The 13,729-nt window shown below is 39.4% G+C and carries 13 protein-coding genes; 6 read left to right on the forward strand and 7 right to left on the reverse strand.

Annotated elements, in window-relative coordinates:
• Nucleotides 1-33: 33 nt before the first annotated feature.
• The 5 genes from ACWPVF_RS03120 to ACWPVF_RS03140 are packed head-to-tail and all read right to left on the reverse strand — an operon-like array spanning nt 34 to nt 4,736.
• Nucleotides 34-897, reverse strand: a complete 864-nt coding sequence (locus ACWPVF_RS03120; protein ID WP_045613953.1) for a YihY/virulence factor BrkB family protein — start codon at nt 895-897, stop codon at nt 34-36.
• A 37-nt stretch (nt 898-934) separates the two neighbouring features.
• The gene (locus ACWPVF_RS03125) at nt 935-2,989 is read right to left on the reverse strand and encodes a cation:proton antiporter (protein ID WP_454384638.1); all 2,055 of its coding nucleotides are present in this window, start codon (nt 2,987-2,989) and stop codon (nt 935-937) included.
• 11 nt (nt 2,990-3,000) lie between these two features.
• A complete protein-coding gene (locus ACWPVF_RS03130; RefSeq protein WP_281137956.1) occupies nt 3,001-3,255 on the reverse strand; it encodes a hypothetical protein in 255 nt (84 codons plus the stop codon).
• Nucleotides 3,248-3,805: a tRNA (mnm(5)s(2)U34)-methyltransferase gene (locus tag ACWPVF_RS03135; protein WP_414307147.1), complete on the reverse strand. Its 558-nt coding sequence runs from the start codon at nt 3,803-3,805 to the stop codon at nt 3,248-3,250. Before ACWPVF_RS03135 ends, ACWPVF_RS03130 begins: the two co-directional genes overlap by 8 nt.
• Nucleotides 3,789-4,736 (reverse strand): TIGR01212 family radical SAM protein, encoded by a 948-nt coding sequence (locus ACWPVF_RS03140; protein ID WP_045613947.1) that lies wholly within the window; start codon nt 4,734-4,736, stop codon nt 3,789-3,791. Before ACWPVF_RS03140 ends, ACWPVF_RS03135 begins: the two co-directional genes overlap by 17 nt.
• Before the next feature lie 191 nt (nt 4,737-4,927).
• Between ACWPVF_RS03140 and ACWPVF_RS03145 the strand changes: the two genes are divergently transcribed.
• From ACWPVF_RS03145 to ACWPVF_RS03165, 5 genes are all read left to right on the forward strand, one after another.
• Nucleotides 4,928-7,114, forward strand: coding sequence for a PTS transporter subunit IIBC (locus ACWPVF_RS03145; protein ID WP_142321337.1), 2,187 nt, complete (start codon nt 4,928-4,930; stop codon nt 7,112-7,114).
• A gap of 52 nt (nt 7,115-7,166) precedes the next feature.
• On the forward strand, nt 7,167-7,985 hold the full coding sequence (locus ACWPVF_RS03150; RefSeq protein ID WP_045613945.1) for an endonuclease/exonuclease/phosphatase family protein: 819 nt from the start codon (nt 7,167-7,169) through the stop codon (nt 7,983-7,985).
• A 149-nt stretch (nt 7,986-8,134) separates the two neighbouring features.
• Nucleotides 8,135-8,860 carry a CppA N-terminal domain-containing protein gene (locus ACWPVF_RS03155; RefSeq protein ID WP_454384642.1) on the forward strand — a complete coding sequence of 242 codons (726 nt, stop codon included), beginning with the start codon at nt 8,135-8,137 and terminating at the stop codon, nt 8,858-8,860.
• The gene (locus ACWPVF_RS03160; protein WP_414307144.1) at nt 8,857-9,789 is read left to right on the forward strand and encodes a serine hydrolase domain-containing protein; all 933 of its coding nucleotides are present in this window, start codon (nt 8,857-8,859) and stop codon (nt 9,787-9,789) included. The genes ACWPVF_RS03155 and ACWPVF_RS03160 overlap by 4 nt, the downstream gene beginning before the upstream one ends.
• A 9-nt stretch (nt 9,790-9,798) precedes the next feature.
• On the forward strand, nt 9,799-10,716 hold the full coding sequence (locus ACWPVF_RS03165) for a DMT family transporter (RefSeq protein WP_414307143.1): 918 nt from the start codon (nt 9,799-9,801) through the stop codon (nt 10,714-10,716).
• A gap of 51 nt (nt 10,717-10,767) precedes the next feature.
• Here the strand turns inward: ACWPVF_RS03165 and ACWPVF_RS03170 are convergent, their stop codons facing one another.
• Both ACWPVF_RS03170 and rsmG read right to left on the reverse strand, forming a co-directional pair.
• Nucleotides 10,768-12,051, reverse strand: coding sequence for a uracil-xanthine permease family protein (locus tag ACWPVF_RS03170; protein WP_414307142.1), 1,284 nt, complete (start codon nt 12,049-12,051; stop codon nt 10,768-10,770).
• A gap of 308 nt (nt 12,052-12,359) precedes the next feature.
• On the reverse strand, nt 12,360-13,073 hold the full coding sequence (gene rsmG, locus ACWPVF_RS03175; RefSeq protein WP_045613937.1) for a 16S rRNA (guanine(527)-N(7))-methyltransferase RsmG: 714 nt from the start codon (nt 13,071-13,073) through the stop codon (nt 12,360-12,362).
• Nucleotides 13,074-13,167: 94 nt separating this feature from the next.
• Between rsmG and ACWPVF_RS03180 the strand changes: the two genes are divergently transcribed.
• A complete protein-coding gene (locus ACWPVF_RS03180; protein WP_045613936.1) occupies nt 13,168-13,728 on the forward strand; it encodes a LemA family protein in 561 nt (186 codons plus the stop codon).
• Nucleotide 13,729: the final 1 nt, after the last annotated feature.

Here is a 13,729-nt window from a genome sequence, read left to right on the forward strand (position 1 = left end):
TTTGATTTTCATTAAGTATTAATCGATAAAAAATTATTGATTTGCTTTAAAGTCTGGATCCTTCAAACTTTGAACACTGGCATTGATGACAGCACCGATAATTAATATCTTTGCAATGATAATGAACCAGAACATCATGACGACGACGACAATCGAACTGAAAAATCTAACGTCAACGAGATAATTGACATAATTGTTGAAATAAGCTGCAAAGATGTTTAATAAAGCAATCGTCGTAACTAGTACAAAGAGACTTCCAGGTATGACGTAGCGAATCTTACTTACTTTAACATTTGGTAGGAAATAATAGAGCATGATTACGATTGCAAAAAGGAAGGCATAAATCAGCGGTCCTGTAAAATCTTGTAGATATGAAAACAGAGCACTCTCAGATTTCCAGTAGTTTTTAAGCAAATCCAATAGCATATGGCCAAACATACTAAGGAATAATGCAAGCGCAAAGAGAATTTGAAGTCCAAAGCTAACTAAGAGGCTCATCATCTGATGTGAGATAATTCCTCTATTTTTTGCGATTCCATAGGCTTTATTAAAAGCCTTTTGAAGAAAATTCATGGATTTGGAGAAAGTCCAAAGAGCTGATAAGATAGCAAAACTCAGTAAACCTGTCGATGGTTGAGTCAGAACTTCTCTGACAATCTTTGCAACAACTTCATAGATTGTATCTGGTAAAAATTCCTTGATGGTTAATAGAAAGTTTGAGATGGGAATTTGAAAGTAGGGTAAGATATTGACCACTATCATGAGTAAAGGGAAGATTGAAATCAACCAATAGTAGGCAACAGCAACGCTGGTTAGCTCGCTATCAGAGGCTTGATAGTAGTGTAAAAAAGCTTTTAATAATGGTCTATCGTTCAGCTGTTTCCACAACTTTTTCATTTCACAAACCTCCAGTTTTTCTTGTTTTGTATAGACTTTAATTTCTTCGAACTAATTCCATCATATCGTAAGGTAAGGTATTAGCAGATTCTTTTAAGGAATAGGTTTCTAAATTATTGACATTTTGGCGTAGCTTTTTGGCATACTGAGCTGAGATGAGTTTTTGAGCTTCGTATTCAAAGATACACTTACGTTCAAGGTAGTAACCTCTAAGCATTTCATCGATGTTATTGGGTTTGATACGATTGATAACCCGTTCCACAAAGGCGCCACTCGTAATATGACTGGTTTCACGTAGACGAGATTCCTGCATGAAGCTGATCAGAGAACTTTTATAAATCCCTTTAAGGTTTTCCAAACTTTCGATGATGATTTCAGTGTTGGCTAGGTAGAGTTCAGCAATCTGGTCATAGTCAATGGCCAGAAGTCTTTGGGTTTCTTTGTTCTTCAAGGAACGAAGGGTTTTGCCAAATGTAAGCAACTCGTGTAGGAGAAAACGTATAATCCGAATAGAAACAAGGAAGTAGTAGGTTATTCGAGAAGCGAAGTTTCGTTTAATATTTTTCTCCATGCTTTTCAGATAACGTTGGTAGACACGATATCCTCTTTCGCCGATTTTGCCTTCTTCATAGGCTTGCTCCAAACCATCGCTCTCGATACTGAGAATCAGTAGTTTGAGAGCTTCCCAGTCTTCCTGGATTTCCTTGTTCTCCTGACTGAGGATGAGATTTTCAATACGTCCATGATAATTGTCAATAGCCGCATAGAGTGGAACCTTGTTTTTTGTGTTCTCTAAATCCTTCTCTAACTCCATGGCGACATCATTTAAGATAGCGATGTGCATGAGCTGATCCTTAGATGGTTCTTTCTCTTCGGAAAGGTGTGGAAGTACCAGTAATCCCGTAAGGAAACTGACAAGTGTTACACCAGCTACGAGGAAGAGAAGAAGAGGATATTCTTGTTCTAGATTAGACGGTATCAAAAGGATAGTGGCAATGGATACAGTTCCCTTGACGCCAGAAAAGGTAAGGAGAAGCATATCTTTGACATACTTATCTAAGCTTTTATGAAGTTTCTTAATCCGAAAAGCGTAAAAGCCGTAGATCATCACAAAGCGGATGGCAAAGAGTAGGAAGGTCAAGAGAAAAACGCTGACTAAGAGAAGCACTTTGTTGTAAAATGCACTCTTAAGAATTGGTTCAGCAATCATTTCCAGTTCCATCCCAAGAATGACAAAGACAGAACCATTGAGCATGAAGGTTACAGTGTGCCAGACAGTCTCGGTAACAGTATCAACCTGGGCTTCAAGCAAGTTGATTTTTTTGAAACGACTGGCTTTCAAAATCCCAGCGACTACAACGGCGATAATACCTGAGACATGAATCTCTTCAGCTATGAAAAATGTCAAGAGGGGCAAACTGAGTTCTAGCAAGAGCTCGCTTGCGATATCTGTTGCGCGGACACTAAGTAAAAAGGTATGGAGGAAGCGATTGATTAGGGCTGTTATAAAGCCGACTGCAAAACCTCCAACAATGGAAATAGCTAATGAAGTTCCGGCTTGGGTGAGCGAAAATGTTCCTGTTGTCCAAGCGATGAGAGCCACACGAAAGGCTACTAGACCAGAAGCATCATTAAGAAGACCTTCCCCTTTTAAGATATTAGAAACCCGTTTTGGAAAGGAAAAACGTTGAGAAAGGGAAGCGAAGGCAACTAGGTCTGTAGGCCCTAAGGCAGCACCAACTGCTACACAGGCTGCTAATGGTAGGCTAGCCCAAAGGACATGAGCGAGTCCACCCATGCTCAGAGCTGATATAAAGATAACTGGGAAAATCAAGTAGAGAACGATTCTCCAGTGCTTTAAGATAGAGGTTACATCTGCTTCTTGAGCTTCACGAAAGAGTAGTGGGCCAATGACTAAAGCCAGAAACAACTCAGTATCTAAGTGATATTGGTTGTTAGGTAAGCAAAGCCCAATTCCAATCCCTAACAAAATTTGAATCAGGGGCATGGGTAAAAAGGGAAGAAGTTTATTGGTCGTGCTAGAAACAATAAGAACTAGTAAAAATACTAAGAGATAAAAAAGTAAATTCATCTTCTACCTCCTTATTTTTGTTTGCGACAAGCTTCAAAAAGTTCCTTTTGTTCTTGGATTTTTTGATCAATCTTCGAGCAGTCCTTATGCTCGATTTTCTTCTGACAACGCTCCATTTCAAGTGAAATCATTTTTTTCTTGATTTTCAACATCTTCTTGCTCATATGGGCTTCATCTAACATACCAACTGCACGTTCATGTTGGGTTGATTCGACGAAGTTATGCCGGAGAGTTTCAATTTTGTCTTTTAGGTATTGTTTATCCATGTCGATACCTTTCTATCTTTTCAATCATAACTAAAAAAGGAGGATTGTTAATTTGGTTGAGGGTGCGATAGATAGTGGCAGTGTATTCTTGTTGTGGTAAGTGACTGACAAAATCCATGACTGCATCCCGTTCTATATCTCCGCCTTCATGCCCGTAATAAATCATGATGGCTATTCGTCCGCCTTTAACGAGCATCTGACAGAGTTTTTCAAGTGCCTCAATGGTTGTGTGAGGTTTAGTAATAATAGACTTATCGGCAGAAGGAAGATAACCTAGATTAAAGATGGCTGCCTTCACCTCAGTTACAAACTGATCTACGGTTTCATGACCTTGGAGAAGTAATTCAACATTGGTCAAACCGGCTTCTTGTAGACGTTGACTTGTTTTTTGAAGAGCTTGTTCTTGTATATCAAAAGCGTAGACTTGTTTAGCTAATTTAGCAAGAAAAAGTGTATCATGTCCATTTCCCATTGTTGCATCTACAACAACATCATCTTTTGTGATGACTTGGGCAAGAAAATCATGCGCCAATTCAAGTGGTCTTTTCATTCATAAACTCCTGTTTTACAGCCTTGCATCCTTGGACACTACCTCGACGTCTCATTTCAGCTTCAATGCTGTTTAGAACTTCCCATTTGTTGAGACTCCACATAGGACCAATCAGCATGTCTCTAGGTGCATCTCCTGTTATGCGATGGATAACAATATGTTTTGGAATAATTTCTAGTTGGTCACAGATAACCTTGACATATTCATCCTGACTCATGAGCTGCAAACGACCTTCGTGATAATCTCGCTGCATCCGAGTATTCGTCATAAGGTGAAGTAGGTGTAGTTTAATCCCTTGGATATCATTATCAGTCACACAACGACGAACATTTTCCACCATCATGTCATGAGTTTCACCTGGTAAACCATTAATCAAATGAGCTACAATTTCAATCTTGGGATATTTTCTCAAGCGCTTAACCGTTTCCACGTAGAGTTCATAGGAGTGGGCACGGTTAATCAATTCAGAAGTTTCCTCATAGGTTGTTTGTAAACCTAACTCTACAGTAACATGCATTCGTTCTGACAGATCTGCCAAGTATTCGATAGTCTCATCAGGCAGGCAATCTGGTCGTGTACCGATATTGATTCCAACAACACCAGGTTCATTAATAGCCTGTTCATAGCGTTCACGAATCACTTCGAGCTTTTCATGAGTATTAGTAAAGTTTTGGAAATAGACTAGATATTTTTTTACATCTGGCCATTTACGGTGCATAAAGTCAATTTCCTTATAAAATTGCTCGCGAATAGGAGCATCAGGAGCAACGATTGCATCTCCAGAACCAGAAACAGTACAAAAAGTACAGCCTCCATGTGCTACAGTTCCATCTCGATTGGGACAATCAAAGCCAGCATCAATAGGGACTTTAAAAGTCTTTTCTCCAAATAAATTTCGATAGTAATCATTCAAGGTATTATAGGATTTCATAGCTAATATTATATCAAAAAAGACCCGCAAACTCAAAGTCAGCAAATAAGTGAGAGATATTGAAATGATTGGACAGAAAAAAATTTTTAAAAAAGCCTTTACAAAAAAATAAAAAGTGGTATAATTAAGTCACAAACAAGTGCAAACGTTTTCGTAAAACGTTTGCCTAATAAATATAAAAGGAGATTTGAATGATGAAAGATACATTCAAAAATGTCTTGTCTTTCGAATTTTGGCAAAAATTCGGTAAGGCTCTAATGGTGGTTATCGCTGTTATGCCAGCGGCTGGATTGATGATCTCAATCGGTAAGTCACTTGCAATGATTGACCCAAACCTTGCTCCCCTAGTTATTACTGGTGGCGTACTAGAGCAAATTGGTTGGGGAGTTATCGGTAACCTTCATATTTTGTTTGCCCTCGCTATTGGAGGAAGCTGGGCTAAAGAACGTGCTGGTGGTGCTTTTGCGGCAGGTCTTGCATTTATCCTTATTAACCGTATCACTGGTACAATCTTCGGTGTATCAGGGGATATGTTGAAAGATCCTAACGCTATGGTTTCAACAATCTTTGGTGGATCTATCAAGGTTGCTGATTACTTCATTAGTGTACTTGAGGCACCAGCCCTTAACATGGGGGTATTTGTAGGGATTATCTCAGGTTTTGTTGGAGCGACTGCATTTAACAAATACTATAATTTCCGTAAACTTCCTGATGCCCTTTCATTCTTTAACGGGAAACGTTTTGTACCATTTGTAGTTATTCTTCGCTCAGCAATCGCTGCAATTCTTCTTTCAGCTTTCTGGCCAGTTGTTCAAACAGGTATCAACAACTTCGGTATCTGGATTGCCAATTCACAAGAAACAGCACCAGTTCTTGCACCATTCTTGTATGGTACTTTGGAACGCTTGCTCTTGCCATTCGGACTTCACCACATGTTGACTATCCCAATGAACTATACAGCTCTTGGTGGTACTTATGATGTGTTAACTGGTGCAGCAAAAGGCACTCAAGTATTTGGACAAGATCCACTTTGGCTTGCATGGGTAACTGACCTTGTAAACCTTAAAGGTACTGACGCAGGTCAATACCAACACTTGTTAGATACAGTACATCCAGCTCGTTTCAAAGTTGGACAAATGATTGGTTCGTTTGGTATCTTGATGGGTGTAATTGTGGCTATCTACCGTAACGTTGATCCAGATAAGAAACACCAATACAAAGGTATGATGATTGCAACTGCTCTTGCAACATTCTTGACAGGGGTAACTGAACCAATTGAGTACATGTTCATGTTCATCGCAACACCTCTTTACCTTGTCTACGCTCTTGTTCAAGGTGCTGCCTTTGCAATGGCTGATATTGTGAACCTTCGTGTTCACTCATTCGGCTCAATCGAATTCTTGACTCGTACACCATTAGCTATCAACGCTGGTCTTGGTATGGATATCATTAACTTTATTTGGGTAACAGTACTTTTTGCAGTTATTATGTATGTTATCGCTAACTTCATGATCAAGAAATTCAACTACGCAACTCCAGGACGTAACGGAAACTACGAAAATGCTGAAGGTTCATCAGAATCTGCAGCTGCTGGTGAGTCAAAAGTTGCAGAAGCTTCTCAAGCTGTGAACATCATCAACCTTCTTGGTGGACGTGCGAATATCGTTGATGTGGACGCATGTATGACTCGTCTTCGTGTTACTGTAAAAGACGCTGAAAAAGTCGGAACAGAAGAACAATGGAAGGCTGAAGGAGCTATGGGACTTGTCATGAAAGGACAAGGTGTCCAAGCTATTTATGGACCTAAAGCTGACGTTTTGAAATCAGATATCCAAGATATCCTTGACTCAGGTGAAGTGATTCCTGAAACTCTTCCAAGTCAAATGGCAGCAGCTCAAAAAGATGCTGTTGTATATAAAGGTGTGACTGAAGAAGTTTACTCAGTTGCTGACGGTCAAGTGATTGAATTGGACCAAGTGAAGGATCCTGTATTCGCACAAAAAATGATGGGTGATGGATTTGCAGTAGAACCAGCAAACGGAAACATTGTATCTCCAGTATCAGGTACTGTATCAAGCATCTTCCCAACTAAACATGCTCTTGGTCTTGTGACTGAAGCAGGCCTCGAAGTACTTGTTCACATTGGTTTAGACACAGTAAGTCTTGAAGGAAAACCATTTACAGTTCGTGTTGCTGAAGGACAACAAGTTGCTGCAGGTGATCTTCTTGTCACAGCTGACTTAGGTGCTATCCGCGAAGCTGGTCGTGAAACTACAACTGTAGTTGTCTTTACAAATGGCGATGCAATTAAATCAGTTAAATTAGAACAAACAGGTTCTCTTGCAGCTAACACACCAGTTGCAAAAGTAGAATTGTAATATTTAGGAGGTTGGAAGTATTTTTCCAACCTCTTGTTTATAGGAGAAAAGCATGAAGTTTTTAACACTCAATACTCATAGTTGGATGGAAAAAGATCCTGAAGAAAAATTTCAGCTCTTGTTGCAAGATATCCTTGAACACAAGTATGATTTGATTTGTTTTCAGGAAATTAACCAAGAAATCACCTCAGAGCAAGTAGAGGCTGGTCCACTTTATCATCCGTTACCTTCAGCAGAACTGATTCACCAAGACCACTATGTCCGCCTTATGGTAGAGAAATTAGCTGAAAAAGGACTGAAATACTATTGGACATGGGCTTATAACCATATCGGTTATGACCGCTATCATGAAGGTGTTGCAATCCTATCTAAAACACCGATTGAAGAGCGTGAGATTTTGGTTTCAGATGTGGATGATCCGACAGATTATCACACACGACGAGTTGCTTTAGCAGAAACAGTAGTTGAAGGTAAAGAACTTGCTGTTGCGAGTGTCCATCTCTCTTGGTGGGATAAAGGCTTCCAAGAGGAATGGGCGCGTTTTGAAGCAGTTCTGAAAGAATTAAATAAGACTCTCTTACTAGCAGGTGATTTCAATAATCCTGCTGGCCAAGAGGGTTACCAAGCTATTTTAGCTAGTCCACTAGACTTGCAAGATGCATTTGAAGTTGCAAAAGAAAGAAGTGGTAGCTACACCGTTCCGCCTGAAATTGATGGTTGGAAGGGAAACAGCGAACCTCTTCGAATCGATTATATCTTTACAACAAAGGATGTGCAGGTAGAAAAACTTCACGTGGTCTTTGATGGTAAAAACAGTCCACAGGTGAGCGATCATTACGGTCTACAAGCAACACTATCTTGGAAAGACTAAATAAGGATTTTTAGTAAATAAATAAGTCCCCCTTCTGTCAGTAGAAGGGGGATTTATTTATTTAAAGAGTTAATATAGTTAAAGTTTTTAGTTGAATAACTTGTAAAATAAGATAAAATCCTTTAAAATAAAAAGTGTTGGAGGAATTTATGATTGTAAATCAAATTGTGCGTATGATCCCGACGCTAAAGGTAAATAATAGAAATTTAAATGAATCATTTTATATTGAGACTTTGGGTATGAAACCCTTGCTTGAAGAGTCAGCTTTCTTATCATTAGGAGACCAGTCAGGCATAGAAAAGTTAGTTTTAGAAGAGTCACCGAGTATGAGAAGCCGTAAGGTTGAAGGGGTAAAAAAATTAGCTAGATTGATTGTAAAAGTAGAAAATTCATCTGAGATTGAAGCGCTACTAGCTAGAATGGAAAAGCTTCCTCAACTCTATAAAGGAAACAAGGGATATGCTTTTGAGGTTCTTTCTCCAGAAGGCGATTGTGTCCTTGTCCATGCGGAAGATGATATTAGAGATTTGGAAAAGGTTGAAGAAGAAGTCACTTTTTCAAAAGACGAGAACATGCAATATTTGACGGCGTTTGAAATCTCAGTGGAAGTTAACTTGCCAGAAGATACAAGCAGCCTACTTGAAAAAGAAGAAATCGAAAATCGAATCGCTTTTAGAGAAGCTCAAGGCGGTGATTTACTTGTTGAAAATAACGTAACTTGGGACTTGTCTATGTTGAAATTCCAAGTGAAAGAACTTGACCTAGCAAGTCTTCGCCAACGTTTTGAAGCTACAGGTGACTTTATTCCTAAATCTGAGAAGTTCTTCCTAACTAAGGATACCAACAATGTCGAATTGTGGTTTGAAGCAGTATGAAACAAAAAATCATTCAAAAAATAGAGCAACAAATTGAGGCAGGGATTTATCCTGGTGCCTCTTTTGCGTATTATCAGTATGGCGTTTGGTCTGACTGGTATCTAGGTAAAGCAAATCCAGAAATTGCTGAGAAGACGCGTGAAGGGTTGGTCTATGATTTAGCAAGTGTGAGCAAGGTCGTCGGAGTAGGAACGGTCTTAACCTTCTTGTGGAAGGAAGGTAAGATTGAGCTCAATCAATCCATAAAGGCGTACCTTCCAGAGACGGATTATCCAGACATCACCGTTCGACAATTATTAACTCATGCGACGGATTTAGATCCTTTTATCCCTAATAGAGATCAGCTCTCAGCAGACCAACTTAAAGATGCCATGTTTCATCTGAATCGTCGAGAGAAACGAGCTTTTCTCTACTCGGATGTGCACTTTCTCTTGCTTGGTTTTCTCTTAGAATCCTATTTTGAAAAGGACCTGGATCAGATTTTACAAGAGCAAGTTTTGGATCCATGGAAGATGAAGGAAACGAGGTTTGGTCCTGTAACCAGTGCTGTGCCGACTGTTCGTGGTCAGAAAGCAGGAGTGGTACATGATCCCAAGGCGCGTTTACTAGGTAGACACGCTGGGAGTGCAGGTTTATTTTCAACTGTTCATGATTTAAAAATCTTCCTAGAGCATTATTTACAGGATTCCTTTGCTGAAGACTTAAGTCAAAATTATTCAGACTTGGATGACAAGGAACGTTCATTGGCTTGGAATATAGAAGGTGAATGGTTGGACCATACAGGCTATACTGGAACTTTTATCATGTGGAATCGAAAGAAACAAGAGGCAGTAATCTTTCTCTCTAACCGAACCTATGAAAAAGATGAGCGTGCCCAGTGGATATTGGACCGTAATCAAGTCATGGACTTAATACGTGAAGCAGACTAGGGAGGACTTATGTCTAAAGCTTTAAAAGGAACTCTATTTACAGTCATTGCAGGTATTGCTTGGGGACTGTCAGGAACCAGTGGGCAGTACCTGATGGCTCAAGGAATTTCTGCTCTTGTTTTAACCAATATTCGTTTAATTATCGCAGGTCTTCTCTTGGTTCTTTTATCTTATATAAAATCTAAAGAGCAGTTTTTGGCTTTTCTGACGGATAAATCAAGTCTGTTTTCTCTCTTGTTATTTTCTTTGTTTGGGCTCTTTTTAAATCAATTGGCCTATTTATCAGCTATTCAGGAAACAAATGCTGGTACAGCGACAGTCCTTCAGTATGTCTGTCCAGTTGGAATCTTAGCTTATACTTGTATAAAAGATAAGGTAGCCCCTACACTTTCAGAAATTCTGTCTATGATTTTGGCTATAGGTGGAACTTTTCTCATTGCAACCCATGGGCAGTTGGATCAGCTTTCTATGACACTAGCTGGACTCTTCTGGGGTTTGTTCTCAGCTCTGACCTATGCTCTTTATATCATTTTACCCATTCATTTGATTCAAAAGTGGGGAAGTATTCTAGTCATTGGTGTTGGGATGACCATCTCTGGGTTTGTAGCGGTGCCATTTACTGGGATTATCGGTGCTAGTGTCCCCTTAGCTTTTGATACCATTCTAGCTTTTGCAGGTATTATCCTTATTGGAACAGTCTTTGCCTATACAGCCTTTCTTAAGGGTGCCAGTATGATTGGACCGGTCAAGTCTAGTCTTTTGGCATCTATTGAGCCCATCTCGGCAGTGTTTTTTGCCTTTATGATTATGGGGGATATCTTTTATCCAGTAGATTTTCTTGGTATGACAATGATTTTACTAGCTGTAACCATTATTTCATTGAAGGATTTAATGTTAGAAAAGAAACAGAATCCAAAAAGGTCATAAAAAATCCACTCTTTATTTGAGTGGATTTTTTATGTTTAGAGATTTAAATATTTAATCTTTATTTTCGTATGGTAAAATCAAGTTCAAGATGATACCTGTCATAGCTGAAAGAGCAGTCCCAGAAAGGGTAACTGGACCAAGTTTGAGGATTGCTCCACCAAGTCCAAGTACCAACATCGCACTTGCGATGATTAGGTTACGCATTTGACCAAAATCAACACGTTCCTTGATCAAGACTTTCAAACCGTTGCTTGCGATAACCCCGTATAGAAGGATTGACATACCACCAAGTACAGCGTTTGGAATTGTAGAAATCAAGGCAGTAAATTTACCAAGGAAGCTAAGGGCAATAGCGATAAAAGCAGCGTTACGGATAACAGAGACAGAAGCGATGCGAGTCATACCAATAACCCCTGTATTTTCACCGTAAGTCGTATTTGCTGGTCCACCAAGGAAGGCAGAAACAGAAGTTGCGATACCATCACCGAGAAGGGTACGATGAAGACCTGGGTCTTTCAAGAATTGGCGTCCACAGATTTGACCTAGAACGGTGTGGTCACCGATATGTTCTGAAATGGTTACGATAGCGATTGGTAAGATGGCGATTGTTTCAGGACCAAAGTAAAGGTCGTATTGTTTGAAGGCACCACCTGTGCTAAATGGTAGGTAGAAGCCTGGAATTTCGAACCAGTTAGCTTGAAGAACAGGAGTGAAGTCAACTAAGCCAAGTACTAGCGCGAAGAGATATCCACCAATAATTGCAAAGAGGAAAGGAATGATACGAAGGAAACCTTTTCCTTTTGTATTGATAAAGGCAGCGATGAGGAAGGTAACCACAGCTACAAGAGCATTTTTCCAGTTGCCGTCAGCTACAAGACCAGCATTGGTTACGGCAGAACCAGCAAGCCCAAGACCGATAACGATAATCATTGGTCCGATAATGATTGGAGGCAAGAGTTTATCAATCCATTTTGTACCTGCGAAGCGAACACTTGCAGCAACAAGGACATAAACAAAACCAGTTAGGATAACCCCTGTCTGAGCAGCAGATACATCACCCCCCATTTCTTTCATGGCAAGTGACATGGCTGTAATAAAGGCGAAAGAAGAACCAAGATAAACAGGAACTCTAAAACCTGTTGCAATCATATAGATGAGGGTACCAACCCCTGAAGCAAAGAGGGCAACGGACACAGGCATTCCCAAAATGAGTGGGACCAAAATTGTTGCACCAAACATAGCAAAAACGTGCTGGAAGCTGAGAAGAATTCCCTTACCAGCAGAAGGACGTTGGTCGACGTCTAATAACAAATCAACAGTTGATTCTTGTTTCATAAATACCTCACTTTTGGGCATCAAAAAAGAGCCCATTATTTTACAGCAATAGGCTCTCAGAGTAAGACTTCATTAAAAAATAATTGACCACATTTTAATGAATGTTATGTATATCTGCGTCTTCGTCACCTCACGGGATGACATTAAAAACCTTTGCTTGTGATAGTATAGCAGAAAAAAATGATTTTGTAAATCATTTTTTCCCGAGCCCAGAAATCAGAAAGCGAGGTATGATTTTGTAAATCATTTTTTCCCGAGCCTAGAAATAGGAAAGCGAGGTTGATTCTGCAGATTTATTTATAATTCCTCTAAAGCGGGCGTTTATTTGGCATACCTGCTTTTCTTGGATATTTATTTGGAGTTTCTTTTTTCTTATCTACTACAGTAATATAGCGAGGATCTCCATTGGGAAGAGTATAGCTGATGTTGTCCTCAACTTTGCTAAAGAGAAGGGTAAGAGCATTTTTTGCCTCTGCCAATTCCTCGGGTGCATTGCTTGCCTTGAGTGCCAGTAATTTTCCACCGATTTTTAGAAAAGGAATGGTTAATTCAGATAAGACCTGCAGACGAGCAACTGCTCGAGCTGTGACGATATCAAACTGGGCACGAAAATTCTTGTCTTGACCGAAATCTTCTGCACGTCCATGGTAGAAGTGAACATTTTCTAAGTCTAACTCTTGTGCTAAGAGATTAAGGAAGTTGATTCGCTTGTTTAGAGAGTCAATAATGGTTATATCTAACTGAGGGTAAAGAATTTTCATAGGAAGGCTTGGAAATCCAGCACCAGCTCCAATATCTAATAACTTAATTTCCTGATTTTCAATCAACCCTTGCAGGATAGGTGCAATCGAATCATAAAAATGCTTGAGATAGACTTCTTCCTTATCCGTAATGGCAGTTAGATTGATTTTTTCATTCCACTCGACTAAGAGTTCAAAATAACGCTCAAATTGTGCTTTTTGCTGGTCAGTAAGAACAATATTTTGTTCAGTGAGTAATGTGTAAAAAGTTTCTGGTTTCATAGTTATATCCTTCTTGTATATCATCTTATTTTACCACAAAAACATGGAAATTTGATATACTTGTACTAATCAAAAGGCAGAAAGGAGCTTTATGATGAATTGGATTTTTTATGGACTTCTTGCGCTAATTATTTTCTTGGTAATTGACTGCTATAATAAATTGGTGAAAAATCGTATGCAGACCAAGGAAGCTTGGAGTCAGATTGATGTTCAGTTGAAGCGTCGAAATGATCTCTTACCGAACTTAATTGAAACAGTTAAAGGTTATGCGAAATATGAAAACTCTACTCTGGAAAAAGTTACTCAACTTCGAACACAAGTAGCTGCAGCAACTACACCCGCGGAAGCCATGAAAGCTAGTGATGCACTGACTCGTCAGGTATCTGGTATTTTTGCGGTTGCAGAGAATTATCCTGACTTGAAGGCTAGTAGCAATTTTGCTCACTTACAAGAAGAACTGACTAACACAGAAAATAAAATTTCTTATTCACGTCAGCTTTATAATAGTGTCGTTAGCAACTACAATGTTAAATTAGAAACTTTCCCAAGTAATCTGGTTGCGACTATATTTGGCTTCAAGGCAGCGGATTTCCTTCAAACTCCAGAAGAAGAAAAGGCTGTGCCTAGAGTTGATTTTAGTGGTTTAGGTGACTAAG

The organism is Streptococcus sp. Marseille-Q7087 (genome assembly GCF_965111935.1).

What these genes read in the sequence shown, in the direction of transcription:
- ACWPVF_RS03120 (WP_045613953.1), bottom strand. Translation starts at nt 897, where the DNA reads ATGAAAAAGTTGTGGAAACAGCTGAACGATAGACCATTATTAAAAGCT.
- ACWPVF_RS03125 (WP_454384638.1), bottom strand. Translation starts at nt 2,989, where the DNA reads ATGAATTTACTTTTTTATCTCTTAGTATTTTTACTAGTTCTTATTGTT.
- ACWPVF_RS03130 (WP_281137956.1), bottom strand. Translation starts at nt 3,255, where the DNA reads ATGGATAAACAATACCTAAAAGACAAAATTGAAACTCTCCGGCATAAC.
- ACWPVF_RS03135 (WP_414307147.1), bottom strand. Translation starts at nt 3,805, where the DNA reads ATGAAAAGACCACTTGAATTGGCGCATGATTTTCTTGCCCAAGTCATC.
- ACWPVF_RS03140 (WP_045613947.1), bottom strand. Translation starts at nt 4,736, where the DNA reads ATGAAATCCTATAATACCTTGAATGATTACTATCGAAATTTATTTGGA.
- ACWPVF_RS03145 (WP_142321337.1), top strand. Translation starts at nt 4,928, where the DNA reads ATGATGAAAGATACATTCAAAAATGTCTTGTCTTTCGAATTTTGGCAA.
- ACWPVF_RS03150 (WP_045613945.1), top strand. Translation starts at nt 7,167, where the DNA reads ATGAAGTTTTTAACACTCAATACTCATAGTTGGATGGAAAAAGATCCT.
- ACWPVF_RS03155 (WP_454384642.1), top strand. Translation starts at nt 8,135, where the DNA reads ATGATTGTAAATCAAATTGTGCGTATGATCCCGACGCTAAAGGTAAAT.
- ACWPVF_RS03160 (WP_414307144.1), top strand. Translation starts at nt 8,857, where the DNA reads ATGAAACAAAAAATCATTCAAAAAATAGAGCAACAAATTGAGGCAGGG.
- ACWPVF_RS03165 (WP_414307143.1), top strand. Translation starts at nt 9,799, where the DNA reads ATGTCTAAAGCTTTAAAAGGAACTCTATTTACAGTCATTGCAGGTATT.
- ACWPVF_RS03170 (WP_414307142.1), bottom strand. Translation starts at nt 12,051, where the DNA reads ATGAAACAAGAATCAACTGTTGATTTGTTATTAGACGTCGACCAACGT.
- rsmG (WP_045613937.1), bottom strand. Translation starts at nt 13,073, where the DNA reads ATGAAACCAGAAACTTTTTACACATTACTCACTGAACAAAATATTGTT.
- ACWPVF_RS03180 (WP_045613936.1), top strand. Translation starts at nt 13,168, where the DNA reads ATGAATTGGATTTTTTATGGACTTCTTGCGCTAATTATTTTCTTGGTA.